Annotated in this window: 19 protein-coding genes; 8 read left to right on the top strand and 11 right to left on the bottom strand. The window is 55.6% G+C overall.

The window, feature by feature from the left end:
* Nucleotides 1-58: 58 nt before the first annotated feature.
* The 3 genes from lpxM to znuA form a co-directional block, all read right to left on the bottom strand.
* A complete protein-coding gene (gene lpxM, locus HII27_RS08975; RefSeq protein ID WP_185667581.1) occupies nt 59-1036 on the bottom strand; it encodes a lauroyl-Kdo(2)-lipid IV(A) myristoyltransferase in 978 nt (325 codons plus the stop codon).
* A 131-nt stretch (nt 1037-1167) separates the two neighbouring features.
* Entirely contained in the window at nt 1168-2490 is a 1323-nt protein-coding gene (gene mepM, locus HII27_RS08970) for a murein DD-endopeptidase MepM (RefSeq protein ID WP_035891697.1), read from the bottom strand.
* A gap of 12 nt (nt 2491-2502) precedes the next feature.
* Nucleotides 2503-3462: a zinc ABC transporter substrate-binding protein ZnuA gene (gene znuA / locus HII27_RS08965; RefSeq protein ID WP_185667580.1), complete on the bottom strand. Its 960-nt coding sequence runs from the start codon at nt 3460-3462 to the stop codon at nt 2503-2505.
* Between the two features lie 77 nt (nt 3463-3539).
* On the opposite strand from znuA, the gene znuC reads away from it, so the two are divergent.
* Both znuC and znuB read left to right on the top strand, forming a co-directional pair.
* Complete coding sequence (znuC, locus tag HII27_RS08960) at nt 3540-4295, top strand: zinc ABC transporter ATP-binding protein ZnuC (RefSeq protein WP_185667579.1); 756 nt, start codon at nt 3540-3542, stop codon at nt 4293-4295.
* Nucleotides 4292-5077, top strand: coding sequence for a zinc ABC transporter permease subunit ZnuB (gene znuB, locus HII27_RS08955; protein WP_185667578.1), 786 nt, complete (start codon nt 4292-4294; stop codon nt 5075-5077). The genes znuC and znuB overlap by 4 nt, the downstream gene beginning before the upstream one ends.
* 82 nt (nt 5078-5159) lie before the next feature.
* Here znuB and ruvB read toward each other — a convergent pair whose 3' ends face one another.
* Complete coding sequence (gene ruvB, locus HII27_RS08950; RefSeq protein ID WP_185667577.1) at nt 5160-6170, bottom strand: Holliday junction branch migration DNA helicase RuvB; 1011 nt, start codon at nt 6168-6170, stop codon at nt 5160-5162.
* An 8-nt stretch (nt 6171-6178) separates the two neighbouring features.
* Nucleotides 6179-6790 carry a Holliday junction branch migration protein RuvA gene (ruvA, locus tag HII27_RS08945; protein ID WP_035891707.1) on the bottom strand — a complete coding sequence of 204 codons (612 nt, stop codon included), beginning with the start codon at nt 6788-6790 and terminating at the stop codon, nt 6179-6181.
* Nucleotides 6791-7110: 320 nt separating this feature from the next.
* On the opposite strand from ruvA, the gene HII27_RS08940 reads away from it, so the two are divergent.
* Nucleotides 7111-7689: a YebB family permuted papain-like enzyme gene (locus HII27_RS08940; protein WP_185667576.1), complete on the top strand. Its 579-nt coding sequence runs from the start codon at nt 7111-7113 to the stop codon at nt 7687-7689.
* Nucleotides 7690-7714: 25 nt separating this feature from the next.
* Here HII27_RS08940 and ruvC read toward each other — a convergent pair whose 3' ends face one another.
* Genes ruvC through aspS form a run of 4 tightly spaced genes read right to left on the bottom strand, consistent with a single transcriptional unit; the run spans nt 7715 to nt 11275 of the window.
* The gene (gene ruvC, locus HII27_RS08935; protein WP_185667575.1) at nt 7715-8236 is read right to left on the bottom strand and encodes a crossover junction endodeoxyribonuclease RuvC; all 522 of its coding nucleotides are present in this window, start codon (nt 8234-8236) and stop codon (nt 7715-7717) included.
* Between the two features lie 34 nt (nt 8237-8270).
* Nucleotides 8271-9014: a YebC/PmpR family DNA-binding transcriptional regulator gene (locus HII27_RS08930; RefSeq protein ID WP_185667574.1), complete on the bottom strand. Its 744-nt coding sequence runs from the start codon at nt 9012-9014 to the stop codon at nt 8271-8273.
* Nucleotides 9015-9042: 28 nt separating this feature from the next.
* Nucleotides 9043-9486, bottom strand: coding sequence for a dihydroneopterin triphosphate diphosphatase (gene nudB, locus HII27_RS08925; protein ID WP_185667573.1), 444 nt, complete (start codon nt 9484-9486; stop codon nt 9043-9045).
* Between the two features lies 1 nt (nt 9487).
* Nucleotides 9488-11275, bottom strand: a complete 1788-nt coding sequence (gene aspS, locus HII27_RS08920; RefSeq protein ID WP_185667572.1) for an aspartate--tRNA ligase — start codon at nt 11273-11275, stop codon at nt 9488-9490.
* 267 nt (nt 11276-11542) lie between these two features.
* Here aspS and HII27_RS08915 point away from each other — a divergent pair, with 267 nt between their 5' ends.
* The 5 genes from HII27_RS08915 to cmoB are packed head-to-tail and all read left to right on the top strand — an operon-like array spanning nt 11543 to nt 15119.
* A complete protein-coding gene (locus HII27_RS08915) occupies nt 11543-12109 on the top strand; it encodes a hydrolase (protein WP_185667571.1) in 567 nt (188 codons plus the stop codon).
* Nucleotides 12106-12924, top strand: a complete 819-nt coding sequence (locus tag HII27_RS08910; protein ID WP_185667570.1) for a DUF72 domain-containing protein — start codon at nt 12106-12108, stop codon at nt 12922-12924. Before HII27_RS08915 ends, HII27_RS08910 begins: the two co-directional genes overlap by 4 nt.
* A gap of 51 nt (nt 12925-12975) precedes the next feature.
* A complete protein-coding gene (locus HII27_RS08905) occupies nt 12976-13371 on the top strand; it encodes an MAPEG family protein (RefSeq protein ID WP_185667569.1) in 396 nt (131 codons plus the stop codon).
* A gap of 39 nt (nt 13372-13410) precedes the next feature.
* Entirely contained in the window at nt 13411-14154 is a 744-nt protein-coding gene (gene cmoA, locus HII27_RS08900; protein ID WP_185667568.1) for a carboxy-S-adenosyl-L-methionine synthase CmoA, read from the top strand.
* On the top strand, nt 14151-15119 hold the full coding sequence (gene cmoB / locus HII27_RS08895) for a tRNA 5-methoxyuridine(34)/uridine 5-oxyacetic acid(34) synthase CmoB (protein ID WP_185667567.1): 969 nt from the start codon (nt 14151-14153) through the stop codon (nt 15117-15119). Before cmoA ends, cmoB begins: the two co-directional genes overlap by 4 nt.
* Nucleotides 15120-15406: 287 nt before the next feature.
* Here cmoB and cutC read toward each other — a convergent pair whose 3' ends face one another.
* Together cutC and HII27_RS08885 are read right to left on the bottom strand one after the other, a co-directional pair.
* Nucleotides 15407-16147: a copper homeostasis protein CutC gene (gene cutC, locus HII27_RS08890; RefSeq protein ID WP_185667566.1), complete on the bottom strand. Its 741-nt coding sequence runs from the start codon at nt 16145-16147 to the stop codon at nt 15407-15409.
* 86 nt (nt 16148-16233) lie between these two features.
* Complete coding sequence (locus HII27_RS08885; protein ID WP_185667565.1) at nt 16234-16800, bottom strand: VOC family protein; 567 nt, start codon at nt 16798-16800, stop codon at nt 16234-16236.
* Between the last annotated feature and the right edge of the window lie 221 nt (nt 16801-17021).

Here is a 17021-nt window from a genome sequence, read left to right as displayed (position 1 = left end):
GACGCCGGGTTGTGCACCGAGCCGTCCCGGCGTCGTTTTACTCGGCCGGGCTACGAGACTATTTCTTTTTCTTTGGGTAGAGCTCTTTGCGCTGATACGGCTCGGTTTCGCCCGGCTTACGCGTTTTCAGCAGCTTGAGGATCCACGTGTACTGTTCGGTATGCGGCCCAACGAAAATCTCCACCTCTTCGTTCATGCGACGCGCGATGGTGTTGTCGTCCGCTTCCAGCAGATCGTCCATCGGCGGGCGAACCAGAATCGTCAGGCGGTGCGTTTTGCCATCGTAGACCGGGAACAGCGGTACCACGCGTGCACGACACACTTTCATCAGGCGGCCAATCGCTGGCAGCGTTGCTTTATAGGTAGCGAAGAAGTCCACGAATTCGCTGTGCTCCGGGCCATGATCCTGATCCGGCAGATAGTAGCCCCAGTAGCCCTGACGGACAGACTGAATAAACGGCTTGATGCCGTCGTTACGGGCGTGCAGACGACCGCCAAAACGACGACGAACGGTGTTCCAGACGTAGTCAAAGACCTTATTGCCCTGGTTATGGAACATCGCCGCCATCTTCTGGCCCTGTGACGCCATCACCATCGCCGGGATATCAACGCCCCAACCGTGCGGTACCAGAAAAATGACGTTTTCGCCGTTGGCACGTAGTTCATCGATAATCTCTTGCCCTTGCCAGTCGAGGCGCGGCAGAATTTTCTCTGGCCCTTTCAGTGCCAGCTCGGCCATCATGACCATCGCCTGCGGCGCGGTGGCAAACATCTCATCGATGATGGCTTCACGCTCGGCTTCGCTTTTTTCCGGGAAGCAGTACAGCAGATTGATCTGCGCGCGTCGACGCGCGCTGCGGCCAAATTTCCCCGCCAGGCGACCGAGCTTACCCAGAATAGGGTCGCGGATTTTTGCCGGCACGTAAGCGACTCCCGCAAACGCCAGCACGCCTAACCAGGCACCCCAGTACTGGGGATGGCGGAAAGATTTCTCAAACTCGGGAATGTATTCACTGTTATTTTTTTTCGTTTCCATGCCTATTCCAGGGTTGATTCATCGGGTCAGTGTGGATAATCAGATAGTGTAGCGAGGCCGGATGCTTCACACAAAAGAAAAAGCCGGTGCTGTATAGGCACCGGCTCTGAACGGATACTTCTTAGGCGAAATTAGTCGAAACGCAGCTGCGGCAGAACCTCTTTCACCTGTGCCAGGTAATCGGTACGATCCGAACCGGTCAGCCCTTCGGTGCGCGGCAGCTTCGCCGTCAGCGGGTTCACCGCCTGCTGGTTGATCCATACTTCATAGTGCAGGTGTGGGCCAGTGGAACGACCGGTGTTGCCGGAGAGCGCGATACGGTCACCGCGTTTCACCTTCTGACCTGGTTTCACCAACAGCTTACGCAGGTGCATGTAGCGGGTGGTGTAGGTGCGACCATGACGTACGGCAACATAGTAACCCGCCGCGCCGCTGCGCTTCGCCACCACCACTTCACCGTCACCGACGGCCAGCACTGGTGTACCCTGCGGCATCGCGAAATCCACACCACGGTGCGGCGCGACGCGACCGGTTACCGGGTTCAGACGACGCGGGTTAAAGTTCGACGACACGCGGAACTGACGCGCAGTCGGGAAGCGCAGGAAGCCCTTCGCCAGCCCGGTACCGTTGCGGTCGTAGAACTTACCGTCTTCCGCGCGGATCGCGTAGTAGTCTTTGCCATCGGAGCGTAAACGCACGCCCAGCAGTTGACTCTGTTCGCGCTTGCCGTTGAGCATTTCGCGTGACATCAGCACCGAGAATTCGTCGCCTTTTTTCAGCTTACGGAAGTCCATTTGCCACTGCATCGATTTAATCACCGCGCTCACTTCCGCGCTGGTTAAACCGGCGTTGACGGCGCTGGTCACGAAGCTTCCGCCGACGGTGCCTTTGACAAGGCTATTGACCCAATCGCCCTTCTGCAACTCACTGCTCATTTTGAAGCCGTTAGCAACGCGATCGTAGGTACGGGTTTCGCGGCGCGACATCTCCCAGGTTAAACGCTGTAAATCACCGTCGTCATTCAGCGTCCAGGAGAGCTGCTGCCCCACTTTCATGTTTTTCAGGTCTTTATCAACCGAGGCAAGCTGGCTGATGTTACCCATATCGATGCCGTACTGATTCAAGATGCTGCTCAGGGTATCGCCCGTGGATACCACATATTCATGCACGCCCGTTTCGTTGTCGGCTTTATCGTCCAGCTCATCCTGAGGGATGGCTTCGTCTTCCTGCGCGGACTGGTCAATCGGTTCGCTAGCCTCAGGCAGAAGCGAACGAATCTCTTTTTTCTCCAGCTCAATCGTACGGACGACGGGGGATGAAGAGGTTGGATGGTAAACGTAAGGCCGCCAGACAGCGACGGCCAACGTGAGAACGGTGAGTGACCCCAGCATAACGCGGTGGGGCCGCGGCAAATTGTTAAATGCCAGAGCGACAGAGCGGGCTATCTGCTGCACGTATTCACTTCCTTACTTATCTCCTTTCAGGCAGCTCGCATACTGGGTCGCCAGTTGAGTAAGAAACGCTGGATAGCTCTCTTTACTCAGCTTAATGTTCGTGCCAAGAGGATCGAGCGTTCCCATGCGAACGCTGGTTCCCCGCGCAACAGATTCAACGACAGCGGGCCTGAATTGTGGCTCAGCAAAAACGCAGGTCGCTTTTTGCTCAACCAACTGTGTTCTTATTTGATGTAAACGCTGCGCACCGGGTTGAATTTCGGGGTTGACGGTGAAGTGCCCAAGCGGCGTCAAACCGTAGTGTTTTTCGTAATAGCCATAGGCATCATGAAAAACGAAATACCCCTTTCCTTTCACCGGTGCCAGCTCGCTCGCCACCTGCTTATCGGTTGCGGCCAGATTGGCCTCAAAATCCTTCAGGTTGGCATCGAGCCGGGCTCGACTCTGGGGCATAAGTTCCACTAATTTGTCATGGATTGCAACCGCCGACAGCCGCGCTATCTCTGGGGAGAGCCACAGGTGCATGTTGTACTCGCCATGATGGTGATGCGCGTCACCTTTTTCACCGTGAGCGTGGTCATGATCGTCTCCATCAGCACCATCATGGTCGTCGTCATCGGCACCTTTCATGAGTAACGGTTTCACCCCGTCAAGCTGGGCGATAGTGACTTTTTTGTTGTCGGGAATGCTTTGCGATGACTTGTCCATAAATGCTTCCATCTCAGGACCAATCCATACGACTAAGTCCGCGTTCTGTAAGCGTTTTGCATCAGATGGACGCAGTGAGTAATCATGTTCAGACGCACCGTCAGGCAGTAAAACCTGCGTCTCTGTTACACCGTCTGCAATGGCTGAAGCAATAAAGCCTAACGGCTTGAGTGATGCCACAACGGCCGCATCAGCATGCTGTGCTGTCGTTCCCCAAAGTGCAGCGGATAAAGCTGCGAAAAGAAGCGTATTTTTCTGTAACATAATGCGTCTATTAATCGAAATGGATAAGTGATGTGTGATATTATAACATTCACTATCTTGTGCAACCCCTAATTGCTATGACGAATCTTGTATCACTGGAAAATGTCTCCGTCACTTTCGGCCAACGCCGGGTGCTTTCTGACATCTCATTGAATCTCAAGCCAGGCCGCATTCTGACGCTGCTTGGTCCGAACGGTGCGGGCAAATCAACGCTGGTACGCGTGGTGCTCGGCCTCGTAGCACCTAGCGATGGCGTTGTCATTCGCGATAAACATTTGCGCATCGGCTATGTGCCGCAAAAGTTACACCTCGACGCCACCTTGCCGCTGACCGTCAAGCGTTTTTTACGCCTGCATCCGGCAACGCGAAAAGAAGATATTCTTCCGGCGCTCAAACGCGTGCAGGCAGGACATCTACAGGATGCCCCCATGCAGAAGCTTTCGGGTGGCGAAACCCAGCGCGTGCTGCTGGCGCGTGCGCTACTGAATAAGCCGCAGCTGCTGGTTCTGGATGAACCCACTCAGGGCGTGGACGTTAACGGTCAGGTTGCCCTTTACGATCTGATTAACCAACTGCGTCAGGAGCTCGACTGCGCGGTGCTAATGGTGTCGCACGACCTGCATCTGGTAATGGCAAAAACTGACGACGTGCTGTGTCTGAATCATCATATTTGCTGCTCGGGCACGCCGGACGTGGTGTCGATGCACCCGGAGTTTATCTCGATGTTCGGCCCGCGCGGCGCAGAACAGCTGGGAATTTACCGCCATCAGCATAATCATCGCCATGATTTACAGGGCCGTATTGTTTTACGTCGGGGAAATGGGCAGTCATGATTGAAATTTTACTTCCCGGCTGGCTTGCCGGAATGATGCTGGCGTGCGCTGCCGGCCCGCTGGGCTCGTTTGTGGTCTGGCGACGGATGTCCTACTTTGGCGACACGCTGGCTCACGCCTCATTGCTTGGGGTTGCCTTTGGCCTGCTGCTGAATGTGAACCCGTTCTATGCGGTTATTGCCGTGACGCTGGTGCTGGCGGGCGGTCTGGTGTGGCTGGAGAAACGCCCTCACCTCGCCGTTGATACCCTGCTTGGCATCATGGCACACAGCGCGCTGTCGCTGGGTCTGGTGGTGGTCAGCCTGATGTCGAATATTCGCGTCGATCTGATGGCCTATCTGTTCGGTGACCTGCTGGCCGTTACGCCACAGGATCTTATCTCTATCGCACTGGGCGTGGTGGTGGTGCTGGCGATTCTGTTCTGGCAGTGGCGTAATTTACTGTCGATGACGATTAGCCCGGACCTGGCGTTTGTCGATGGAGTGAAACTGCAGCGGGTGAAGCTGCTGCTGATGCTGGTTACCGCGCTAACCATTGGCGTGGCGATGAAGTTTGTTGGTGCGCTGATTATCACGTCACTGCTGATTATCCCAGCAGCCACAGCGCGTCGTTTTGCCCGTACTCCGGAGCAGATGGCGGGCGTCGCGGTTGGCGTTGGAATGATTGCCGTCACCGGCGGGTTAACCTTCTCGGCGTTCTATGACACCCCGGCGGGGCCATCCGTGGTGCTGTGTGCGGCGCTGCTGTTTATTCTGAGTATGTCGAAGAAAGCGGCGGTCTGATTCCTCCGGCGTCGCTTTGCTCGGCCGGGCTACAATGTACCGTAGCCCGGCCGAGCAAAGCGACGCCGGGAAGGCTCAAAGGTTAAGGCATTTCCGGTGGCGTAATCCCAAAGTGGTTCCACGCACGGCTCGTCGCCATACGCCCACGTGGCGTACGCTGCAAGAACCCCTGCTGAATCAGGTACGGCTCCAGCACGTCTTCAATGGTTTCCCGCTCCTCCCCGATTGCCGCCGCCAGGTTATCCAACCCAACCGGCCCACCGAAGAATTTATCAATGACCGCTAGCAGTAACTTGCGGTCCATATAGTCAAAGCCTTCCGCATCGACGTTAAGCATATCCAGCGCCTGCGCGGCGATATCCGCAGAGATGGTACCGTCGTGTTTCACTTCCGCAAAGTCACGTACACGACGCAGCAGTCGGTTAGCAATACGCGGCGTGCCGCGCGCGCGACGAGCCACTTCCAGCGCCCCATCATCGCTCATCTCCAGCCCCATAAAGCGCGCACTGCGCCCCACGATATGCTGCAAATCAGGCACCTGATAAAACTCGAGGCGCTGCACGATGCCGAAACGGTCGCGCAATGGCGAGGTCAGCGAACCTGCGCGCGTGGTGGCGCCAATCAGGGTAAACGGCGGCAGGTCAATTTTGATCGAACGCGCGGCCGGGCCTTCGCCAATCATAATATCGAGCTGGTAATCTTCCATTGCCGGATAGAGCACCTCTTCCACCACCGGTGAAAGACGATGAATTTCATCGATAAACAGCACGTCATGGGGTTCGAGGTTGGTCAGCATCGCCGCGAGATCGCCCGCTTTTTCCAGCACCGGGCCCGATGTGGTACGCAGATTTACGCCCATTTCGTTGGCAACAATATTCGCCAGCGTGGTTTTCCCGAGCCCCGGCGGGCCGAAGATTAGCAGGTGGTCAAGCGCGTCACCGCGTAGTTTCGCCGCCTGGATAAAAATCTCCATCTGCGAGCGAACATGCGGCTGACCGATATACTCGGCCAGTAACTTAGGGCGGATGGCGCGATCTGCCACCTCTTCCGCCATGCTACTGCCTGACGAAATCAGGCGGTCTGCTTCAATCATCCTCTACCTCATAGCGCCGCGCGGAGCGCTTCGCGGATCAATGTTTCACTGCTGGCATCCGAACGGGCAACTTTACTCACCATTCGGCTGGCTTCCTGAGGTTTATAGCCCAGCGCCACCAGCGCAGCAACTGCTTCCTGCTCGGCGTCGTCGGCACTTGGGCCAGCGGGAGACGTGAGCACCAGATCGGCGGCAGGCGTAAAGAGATCGCCATGCAGGCCTTTAAAGCGGTCTTTCATTTCGACAATCAGACGTTCCGCCGTTTTCTTGCCGATGCCCGGTAGCTTAACCAGCGCGCCAAGCTCTTCGCGCTCGACCGCGTTGACAAACTGCTGCGCCGACATACCCGAGAGGATCGCCAACGCCAGCTTCGGCCCAACGCCGTTGGTCTTAATTAGCTCTTTAAACAGCGTACGTTCCTGCTTGTTATTGAAGCCGTAAAGCAGCTGCGCGTCTTCGCGTACCACGAAGTGGGTGAAGACAATCGCTTCCTGCCCGGCTTCTGGCAGCTCGTAAAAACAGGTCATCGGCATATGCACTTCATAGCCTACGCCGCCCGTCTCCAGAAGGACCAGCGGGGGTTGTTTTTCGAGAATGATGCCTCTGAGTCTGCCTATCACGTGACGCTCCTGCGTTAAGGGCTAAAAGAGTAATGCGTTATCATAAAAAAAAGCTGGATAAATATCCAGATGAAACGGATCAATTCCCGTTGCCGATCCCAGTATGTTCTTGCTTATACGGCGCGTTTCCGCACCGTTCCTCGGGGAGGATGTTAGCGGGCCTACGTCATGATAGTGGTTTACGCAATAATAAAAATGCCCATTTATTTAATTTTAATCGGCATTTCCCCATATACATAAGAATGACGAGAATCAGCGAGTGTGATATTAATTTATTCACTACACCACACGGATGACTCATATTAAAAAGGATTTATCACTTGATAATTAATTACCCTGAAAAATACGAAACCGGTGACATTGTTTTCACTTGTATCGGAACGCACCTGTTTGGCCAGATATCCACGGCCTCTCAATGCTGGAGTAATCATGTCGGTATCATCATCGGCCACACCGGCGAGGACTATCTGGTGGCAGAAAGCCGGGTGCCGCTTTCTACCGTCACCACGTTGTCACGCTTTATTCAGCGTTCTGCGGGAAGCCGCTATGCGGTTCGCCGACTCCGCGGCGGTTTAAGCGTTGAACAAAAATTGGCTATCGTTGAGCAGGTGCCTCAGCGATTAAATAAATTTTATCATACCGGATTTAAATATGATTCAACGCGCCAATTCTGCTCTAAATTTGTTTTTGATATTTATAATAAGGCGCTAAATATTTCCGTAGGTGATATTGAAACATTTCAGCAACTGCTGTGCGCGAACCCAGGTGCGAAACTGACCTTCTGGAAGCTTTGGTTTTTAGGCGCAATTCCATGGGAAAGAAAAACGGTAACGCCAGCGAGTCTATGGGTGAGCCCCCATTTAGTACTTATTACTGAACAAGGAAGCGACGCACCTTAATCCAAAGCGATCAAGGCGCGTGAGATTAGCGCAATCGCCCACGCGCTAAGTTCAGCCGCGAGTCGCTCATTTGCATGGCGTTCTGGCTGACGTGGCAGTGGGTAATGGCGATAGCCAGCGCATCGGCGGCATCGGCCTGAGGATTGGCGGGAAGCTTTAACAGCGTGCGCACCATATGCTGAACCTGGCTTTTTTCCGCACTACCAATGCCCACAACGGTCTGTTTGACCTGACGGGCGGCGTACTCAAAGACCGGAAGTTCCTGATTGGTGGCAGCAACGATGGCCACTCCGCGCGCCTGTCCGAGCTTAAGCGCCGAGTCGGCGTTCTTCGCCATAAAGACCTGCTCAATCGCGAAATAGTCCGGCTGGAACTGGGTGATAATCTCCGTCACGCCGGCATAAATCAGCTTCAGGCGCGACGGAAGATCGTCAACCTTGGTGCGGATGCATCCGCTGCCAAGGTAGGTCAGCTGTCGGCCAACCTGGCGAATGACACCATAACCGGTGATGCGCGACCCCGGGTCAATGCCGAGAATAATAGACATCACGCACCTCCTGTTAGGTTACGGCACAGCCACCTCATTCTAAGGTCGCTGCCACCTCGTCAGAGATTTCGCCGTTGTGGTAGACTTCCTGAACATCGTCACAGTCTTCCAGCATGTCGATGAGACGCATCAGTTTCGGTGCGGTTTCTGCATCCATGTCCGCTTTGGTGGACGGGATCATAGACACTTCGGCCGCGTCAGCTTTCAAGCCGGCCGCTTCCAGCGCATCACGCACTTTACCCATCTCTTCCCACGCGGTGTACACGTCAATCGCGCCGTCGTCGAAGGTCACAACGTCTTCAGCACCGGCTTCCAGCGCCGCTTCCATAATGGTGTCCTCATCGCCCTGCTCAAAGGAAATAATCCCTTTTTTGCTGAACAGATAAGAAACAGAGCCGTCGGTACCCAGGTTACCGCCAGTTTTGCTGAATGCGTGACGCACTTCAGCAACGGTACGGTTACGGTTGTCAGACAGGCATTCAATCATCACCGCAGTGCCGCCAGGACCGTAGCCTTCATAGATGATGGTTTCCATGTTGGAATCTTCATCACCGCCGACGCCACGCGCGATAGCACGGTTCAGGGTGTCACGCGTCATGTTGTTGGCCAGGGCTTTATCTACCGCAGCACGCAGACGCGGGTTCGCATCCGGATCGCCGCCGCCCAGTTTGGCCGCCGTCACCAGCTCACGAATGATCTTGGTGAAGATTTTGCCGCGCTTAGCATCCTGCGCCGCTTTACGATGTCTGGTGTTGGCCCATTTACTATGACCTGCCATAAAAATATCTCCAAAAAACTATGCCCTTTCAGGCAGCGTTAATGACAAATTCTTCAATCGCCTGCCGGTTACTCCACGACTTAGTGAGCGCCGCCGCGGCGGGTGCATCGAGCCACTGGTAGGTCAGGTGCTCGGTGAACACAACGTCCCGCTCGTGGGGCAGCGCAAGACAGAACCAGGATTCTGTATTGCGCACAACGCCCGGCGCATAGCGATGGCGTAAATGTTGAAAAATTTCAAACTCCACCGTGCGTTGACAGTCTTTCAAGGTCAGTTGCTCAGACACAACATCAATAGTGACCTCTTCCTTTACTTCACGCATGGCGGCCTGCGACGCGGTTTCCCCTTCTTCCACGCTGCCGGTTACCGACTGCCAGAAATCAGGGTCATCGCGTCGCTGCAGCATCAGCACCCGTTTACTGTCCTGGGCATAAATCACCACCAGAATAGAGACGGGCCGCTTGAATGGCATGTTACTTGTTCTCCGCAGACTCTTTTGGCTCTTTCGCCACAACCTGAATACCCAGTTCGCCCAGAGAAGCCGGATTCGCGAAGCTTGGTGCTTCAGTCATCAGACACGCTGCTGCGGTGGTTTTCGGGAAGGCGATAACGTCACGGATGTTATCGGTGCCGGTCAGCAGCATGGTCAGACGGTCAAGACCGAATGCCAGGCCCGCGTGTGGCGGCGTACCGTATTTCAGCGCGTCCAGCAGGAAGCCAAACTTCTCGCGCTGCTCTTGTTCATTGATGCCGAGGATGCCGAACACGGTCTGCTGCATGTCACCACGGTGAATACGCACAGAACCGCCGCCCACTTCGTAGCCGTTGATAACCATGTCGTAGGCGTTCGCCACTGCATCTTCCGGAGCGGCTTTCAGCTCTTCGGCGGTCATGTCTTTCGGGGAAGTGAACGGGTGGTGCATTGCGGTCAGGCCGCCTTCACCATCTTCTTCAAACATTGGGAAGTCGATAACCCACAGCGGCGCCCACATGTTTTCGTCGGTCAGGCTCAGGTCTTTACCCAGCTTCAGACGCAGTGCGCCCATCGCGTCGGCAACCACTTTCTTGTTGTCGGCGCCGAAGAAGATCATGTCGCCGTCCTGCGCGCCGGTGCGCTCAAGGATCGCTTCAATGATTTCTGGGGTCAGGAACTTGGCTACCGGGCTGGTGATGCCTTCCACGCCTTTCGCACGTTCGGTCACTTTGATGTAAGCCAGGCCTTTCGCGCCATAAATCTTCACAAAGTTGCCGTATTCATCAATCAGCTTACGGGTCAGTGCAGCACCGCCCGGTACGCGCAGCGCAGCCACGCGGCCTTTCGGATCGTTAGCCGGGCCGGAGAATACCGCGAACTCAACGGATTTCAGCAGGTCAGCAACGTCAACCAGCTCCATTGGGTTACGCAGGTCCGGTTTGTCGGAACCGTAACGGCGCTCTGCTTCGGCGAAGGTCATGATCGGGAAGTCGCCCAGATCCACACCTTTGATTTCCAGCCACAGCTGACGCACCAGCGCTTCCATCACTTCACGCACCTGCGGTGCGGTCATGAAGGAGGTTTCGACGTCGATCTGGGTGAATTCTGGCTGACGATCAGCGCGCAGGTCTTCGTCGCGGAAGCATTTAACAATCTGATAGTAGCGGTCGAAGCCGGACATCATCAGCAGCTGTTTGAACAGCTGAGGAGACTGTGGCAGCGCATAGAACTTACCTTTATGTACGCGAGACGGTACCAGGTAGTCGCGCGCGCCTTCCGGAGTCGCTTTGGTCAGCATCGGGGTTTCGATATCGAGGAAACCGTGATCGTCCATAAAACGACGTACGAAGCTGGTGATTTTAGCGCGAGTTTTCAGGCGCTGAGCCATTTCCGGACGACGCAGGTCGAGGTAGCGGTACTTCAGACGCGCTTCTTCGGTGTTGACGTGGTTGGAGTCCAGCGGCAGTGATTCTGAACGGTTGATGATGGACAGATCGGAGGCCAGAACTTCGATAGCACCGGTTGCCATATCCGCGTTGATGTTCTTTTCGTCACGCGCACGAACGGTGCCGGTTACCTGAATGCAGAACTCATTACGCAGTTCAGAGGCTAACTTCAAGGCATCCGCACGGTCCGGATCGAAGAACACCTGTACGATGCCTTCACGGTCGCGCATGTCGATAAAAATGAGGCTACCGAGATCACGACGGCGGTTGACCCAACCACACAGAGTCACCTGCTGCCCAACGTGGGACTGTCGAAGCTGTCCGCAATATTCTGTACGCATGAGATATCCCTTAACTTAGCCGTCGGCGGATTGTCGCCTGTCATGCAGGCGTTACTGTCGCAGCTTTAGCTGAATGTCACTACTGGATGAAAAAAGGGGGCTATTATACTGGAAATTCTCGCTCGCGATAAGCCCGGAGCAGCTTATACGACTGTTTGCTGAACGCTTATTGCCTACACTCACAAAAATTAACAATAATTATCCGTTCAATAACCTGGCGTCGATTGTAAGGTATGCCCCCGACAGCCCGTTTACAGAGGAACCATCATGCTGAATTTAGACGCCAAAAAAACCGCCCTTGTGGTGATTGACCTGCAGGAAGGCATTCTGCCGTTTGCCGGTGGCCCGCACACCGCTACCGACGTGGTCGCCCGTGCCGCCCGTCTCGCCGACAAGTGCCGTGCGGCATCCGCACCCGTCGTGTTGGTTCGCGTAGGTTGGTCAGCAGATTTTGCCGACGCGCTGAAGCAGCCGGTGGATGCACCTGCACCGGCCAAAGCGCTGCCGGAAAACTGGTGGACCTACCCGGCTGAGCTCAGCAAACAGGACAGCGATATTGAAGTGACCAAGCGTCAGTGGGGCGCATTTTACGGCACCGACCTCGAAGTGCAGTTGCGTCGTCGCGGTATCGACACCATTATCCTGTGCGGTATTTCCACCAACATCGGCGTGGAATCGACCGCGCGGAACGCGTGGGAACTGGGCTTTAACCTGGTTATCGCCGAAGATGCCTGCAGCGCGTTCAACAACGATCAGCATCAGAGCAGCCTTTCCTATATCTTCCCGCGCATTGCACGCGTGCGTAGCACCGACGAGATCCTCGCAGCGCTATGATTTATCTTGGGCTTCCCCAATGGTCGCACCCGAAATGGGTGCGCCTTGGTATTACCAGCCTTGAAGAGTATGCCCGCCACTTTAACTGCGTGGAGGGCAATACCACGCTCTACGCTCTGCCGAAGGCCGACATTGTCGACCGCTGGCTGGCGCAGACCGATGATAATTTCCGTTTCTGCTTTAAATTCCCTGCCACCATTTCGCACCAGGCCGCCCTGCGTCATTGCGACGATCTGACCCTTGAGTTTTTCCAACGGATGGCGCCACTTGCTGGGCGAATTGGGCAGTACTGGCTTCAGCTTCCGGCCACCTTTGGCCCTCGTGACCTTCCCGCGCTGTGGGCTTTTCTCGACGGGTTACCGAACGTTTTTCACTATGGCGTTGAAGTGCGTCACCCGCAGTTTTTCGATAAGAGCGACAGCGAGCGACTGCTAAACCGTGGCCTGCACGAGCGTGGCGTAAATCGCGTGATCCTCGATAGCCGGCCGGTACATGCAGCTAAACCTCACAACGAAGCGGTACGAGAAGCCCAGCGCAAAAAGCCGAAAGTACCGGTGCATGCGGTGGTGACAGCTGAACAGCCCATGGTGAGATTTATCGGCAGCGATGATATGGCGCAGAATCAGGCCATGTTTGCGCCGTGGATGGAGAAACTGGCGCAGTGGCAGCACACCACCACGCCTTATCTGTTTTTGCATACCCCGGATATCGCCCAGGCGCCTGAGCTGGTGCATTCTCTGTGGGATGCGCTGCATTCCGTCCTTCCCGAACTGGGTTCCGCCCCGTCGATTCCACAACAATCTTCTCTTTTTTGACATTCATACCTATGATAATGAGTAGCCTCTGCCAACATAAAGGGAGTTTGTATGGTTAGCGCGCTGTACGCCGTACTCGCGGCGTTGTTGCTGATAAAATTTTCCTTCGACGTCGTACGCCTGCGCCGACTTTATCGCGTCGCCTACGGTGACGGCGGCTTTAGCGAGCTGCAAAGCGCCATTCGCATTCATGGCAATGCGGTGGAATATATTCCGATTGGCGTCGCCCTTCTGCTGTTTATGGAAATGAACGGCGCAGAGACCTGGATGGTGCACCTCTGCGGCCTGATGCTGCTCGCTGGGCGGTTGATGCACTACTACGGTTTTCACCATCGGCTGTTCCGCTGGCGACGTTCAGGCATGATCGCCACCTATCTTTCGCTGTTGCTAATGGTGCTGGTGAACCTGTGGTATATGCCGTGGGAGTTGGTTTTCTCGCTGCGTTAGCGCACAATACGCCGTTTTTATTTTTCCGGATTTAACCTAATGTCTGACCGCGATACGCTTTTTTCTGCACCGATTGCCCGCCTCGGCGATTGGACCTTCGATGAACGGGTAGCCGAAGTTTTCCCGGATATGATCCAGCGCTCCGTGCCTGGCTACTCGAATATCATTTCCATGATCGGCATGCTGGCCGAGCGCTTTGTGCAGCCGGGTACCCAGGTTTACGACCTTGGCTGTTCACTGGGTGCCGCCACCCTTTCCATTCGCCGTAACATTGCCCACGACAACTGTCGCATTATCGCCGTTGATAATTCTCCGGCGATGATTGAACGCTGCCGTCGCCATATCGACGCCTACAAAGCGCCGACCCCGGTGGATGTCATTGAGGGCGATATTCGCGATATCGAGATTCATAACGCCTCGATGGTGGTGCTGAACTTTACGGTCCAGTTCCTTGAGCCCGCAGAACGCCAGGCATTACTCAACAAAATTTATCAGGGGCTGAACCCTGGCGGCGCGCTGGTGCTGTCAGAGAAGTTCAGCTTCGAAGATGCGACCGTCGGCGAGTTGCTGTTCAACATGCACCACGACTTTAAGCGCGCCAACGGCTACAGCGAACTGGAAATCAGCCAGAAGCGCAGCATGCTTGAAAACGTGATGTTGACCGACTCGGTTGAAGTCCACAAAGCCCGCCTGAGTCAGGCCGGTTTTGAGCATAGCGAGCTGTGGTTCCAGTGCTTTAACTTTGGCTCTCTGGTGGCACTGAAGGCGGGAACCCCGGCATGATCGAGTTTGGCAATTTTTATCAGCAAATCGCAAAAAGCCCGCTGTCCCACTGGCTGGAAACGCTGCCCGCGCAGATTGGCGCCTGGCAGCGCGATCAGCACGGCCTGTTTAAGCAGTGGTCCAACGCCGTTGAATTTCTGCCGGAAATTCAGCCGTGGAAGCTCGACCTGCTACACAGCGTTACCGCTGAAAGTGAAACGCCGCTGAGCGAAGGCCAGGTTAAACGCATCGATACCCTGTTGCGTAACCTGATGCCGTGGCGTAAAGGGCCGTTTTCGCTGTACGGCGTGAACATCGATACCGAATGGCGCTCTGACTGGAAATGGGAGCGCGTGTTGCCGCACCTGTCGGACCTGAGCGGGCGTACCATTCTCGACGTGGGCTGCGGTAGCGGCTATCACCTGTGGCGCATGATTGGTGCAGGTGCGCACATGGCGGTCGGTATCGACCCAACCCATCTGTTCCTGTGCCAGTTTGAAGCAGTGCGTAAACTGCTGGGCAACGATCAGCGCGCACATCTGCTGCCGCTGGGCATTGAGCAGCTTCCGGCGCTGAAGGCGTTTGATACCGTTTTCTCTATGGGCGTGCTGTACCACCGCCGTTCACCGCTTGAGCATATCTGGCAGCTGAAAGATCAGTTGGTCAGCGACGGTGAGCTGGTGCTGGAGACGCTGGTGGTTGAAGGCGATGAGAACACGGTGCTGGTGCCGGGCGACCGCTATGCGCAGATGCGTAACGTCTACTTTATTCCGTCGGCGCTGGCACTGAAAAACTGGATGGAGAAGTGCGGTTTCGTTGACGTGCGCATTGCCGATATGAGCGTGACTTCCACCGAGGAACAGCGTCGCACCGAGTGGATGATCACCGAGTCGCTGGCCGACTTCCTCGATCCAAACGATCCGAGCAAAACGGTTGAAGGTTATCCGGCACCGCTGCGCGCGGTGTTGATTGCGCGTAAACCGTAGCGGTTGTGCCCTTCCCGGCGGCGCTGCGCTTGGCCGGGCTACAGGTTCGTACCCAACGCGGTGAAATATGACGGCGATTCGCCTAAATATTTCGCTCTGCAACAAGGCGGCGACGCAGCGAGTCCCCGGGAGCGTACATCAGTACGTGACTGGGGCGAGCGAGGAAAGCCAACGCAGTGGCAGGGCGAAATATAACGGCGAAAAAAAGGCCCCTGTTTAATGGGCAGGGGCCTGGTACAAGCAAGCATCATATTGGGCGAATATGACACGCGGTAAAAAACTTTTAGCTACACGTGGCGCTCAATGATTTCTCTCATTGCCGCTACCGCCGCGCCATCGACGGTATAGCGAGAATACTCATCAGCTTCAGGATCCGTTGACATTGATAGTCCGGGGTTGCGGTAACGCATTTCGGAGGGCACCCATTGCCCGGCTGAACTGTGCACTTCTTTGACACCGGCTTCGAGGAAGAGAGAAAGGTTGCTCGCTCTTACACCTGCACCTGCCATAATGGTTGGAGTATCACTCCTACCAATAAGTTCCCGAATTAATAAAATACCTTTTTCCGCCGATGACTGCTGGCCAGAGGTGAGTACCCTGGCAATGCCCAATTCCGCAAGCTGTTCAATAGCCTGCTGCGGATTCGCGCACATATCAAAGGCGCGATGGAAGGTCACCGCCAGCGGGCCTGCCGCCACCATAATCTGACGCATGCGGGGAATATCTACCTGCCCTTCGGGATTCAGCACGCCAATCACAAAGCCGGGATAGCCCAGCGAACGAATCTGACGCACATCTTCCAGCATGGTGGCAAACTCGCCGTCGGTATAACAGAAATCACCGCCTCGAGGCCGGATAATCGGGTGGACGGGAATCGTCACCCGATGACGCGTGGCTTTCAGCACACCGTATGACGGTGTCAGCCCGCCCTCGAGCGGCGCCGCACACAGTTCAATACGATCCGCCCCATTCTGCTGCGCGATAACCGCGCATTCCGTGCTGTAACAGCAGATTTCCAGCAATGCCATATTTCTCTCCGTTTGATTCAGCGAAAGATCATGCCACCGTTCCCGCCTGCAGACCCGGCGTTAGTTCACATAGTTACACTGGCTGGTTACATTGCCTGCTCACTGGCAACAATTTCCTCAATCGTCCATGGATGAAACTTCACCGTCACCTTACCGTCGGTGACCGCCATCGTCGGGTTCGGTAGGCGCTCGCGTTCACCTTTTGGTGAACTGGTTTTGACCGAAATACCCGGCTGGCTCAACCCATCATCGGACAGCAACGCCAGCGCGCGCGCATTCAGTCCTTCCGGCTCGCCCGGCAGAACGATTTCGATATGTTCCCACCCTTCATGCGGGTAGCGTTTTTCTCCCGGCCACGGCAGTTCAACCACCGTAAACTGCCAGTGGGCCACGCAAACCGGCTCCTTAAGCTTAAACAGGCAAATCGGTCGACCGTTGATGATATTTTCCGACAGCAGCGTACCGCACTGCTCGAAGCCGCGACGCCAGCGTTCGGCGGTGGTGTTCTGGTGGCAGCGCAACGAGATATGGTCGGCGTTGAGCGGCGCGATATCGAGCCCCAGCCGTTGGGAAAGCGCCGCCAGTGCGTCGGTGAAGCGCGGAAGATCCGCTGCGATGTCCTGCAGTTCCGCGATAGTCTGCCAGTTTGCCATTTCAGCCCTACTCTTATTCCATGAAAAGGCTAATCTACCCTGTTGTGGGCCCCGAACCAACCGTTCGGCGAGATGAGCGATTAATCCCTGCTCAGGCAGCGTTTTTTCACTATGGCAGAGGGCGGCCCGATGCTGACGGCATCAGGCAAATGCAGTATACTCCCGCCTTAATTTATCCACACCCGGCGCTGGGCCGTGCAGGTTGCAGCGTCTAAAACGTA

Origin of the sequence: Kluyvera sichuanensis, assembly GCF_014218705.1 — a bacterium.
Classification (GTDB): Bacteria; Pseudomonadota; Gammaproteobacteria; order Enterobacterales; family Enterobacteriaceae; genus Kluyvera; species Kluyvera sichuanensis.
This window is presented reverse-complemented; position numbering and strand designations above follow the sequence as displayed.

Excerpts from the sequence above, each read along its gene's own strand:
- lpxM (WP_185667581.1), bottom strand. The coding sequence starts at position 1,036 with ATGGAAACGAAAAAAAATAACAGTGAATACATTCCCGAGTTTGAGAAA.
- znuA (WP_185667580.1), bottom strand. The coding sequence starts at position 3,462 with ATGTTACAGAAAAATACGCTTCTTTTCGCAGCTTTATCCGCTGCACTT.
- znuC (WP_185667579.1), top strand. The coding sequence starts at position 3,540 with ATGACGAATCTTGTATCACTGGAAAATGTCTCCGTCACTTTCGGCCAA.
- znuB (WP_185667578.1), top strand. The coding sequence starts at position 4,292 with ATGATTGAAATTTTACTTCCCGGCTGGCTTGCCGGAATGATGCTGGCG.
- ruvB (WP_185667577.1), bottom strand. The coding sequence starts at position 6,170 with ATGATTGAAGCAGACCGCCTGATTTCGTCAGGCAGTAGCATGGCGGAA.
- ruvC (WP_185667575.1), bottom strand. The coding sequence starts at position 8,236 with ATGTCTATTATTCTCGGCATTGACCCGGGGTCGCGCATCACCGGTTAT.
- HII27_RS08930 (WP_185667574.1), bottom strand. The coding sequence starts at position 9,014 with ATGGCAGGTCATAGTAAATGGGCCAACACCAGACATCGTAAAGCGGCG.
- nudB (WP_185667573.1), bottom strand. The coding sequence starts at position 9,486 with ATGCCATTCAAGCGGCCCGTCTCTATTCTGGTGGTGATTTATGCCCAG.
- aspS (WP_185667572.1), bottom strand. The coding sequence starts at position 11,275 with ATGCGTACAGAATATTGCGGACAGCTTCGACAGTCCCACGTTGGGCAG.
- HII27_RS08915 (WP_185667571.1), top strand. The coding sequence starts at position 11,543 with ATGCTGAATTTAGACGCCAAAAAAACCGCCCTTGTGGTGATTGACCTG.
- HII27_RS08910 (WP_185667570.1), top strand. The coding sequence starts at position 12,106 with ATGATTTATCTTGGGCTTCCCCAATGGTCGCACCCGAAATGGGTGCGC.
- HII27_RS08905 (WP_185667569.1), top strand. The coding sequence starts at position 12,976 with ATGGTTAGCGCGCTGTACGCCGTACTCGCGGCGTTGTTGCTGATAAAA.
- cmoA (WP_185667568.1), top strand. The coding sequence starts at position 13,411 with ATGTCTGACCGCGATACGCTTTTTTCTGCACCGATTGCCCGCCTCGGC.
- cmoB (WP_185667567.1), top strand. The coding sequence starts at position 14,151 with ATGATCGAGTTTGGCAATTTTTATCAGCAAATCGCAAAAAGCCCGCTG.
- cutC (WP_185667566.1), bottom strand. The coding sequence starts at position 16,147 with ATGGCATTGCTGGAAATCTGCTGTTACAGCACGGAATGCGCGGTTATC.
- HII27_RS08885 (WP_185667565.1), bottom strand. The coding sequence starts at position 16,800 with ATGGCAAACTGGCAGACTATCGCGGAACTGCAGGACATCGCAGCGGAT.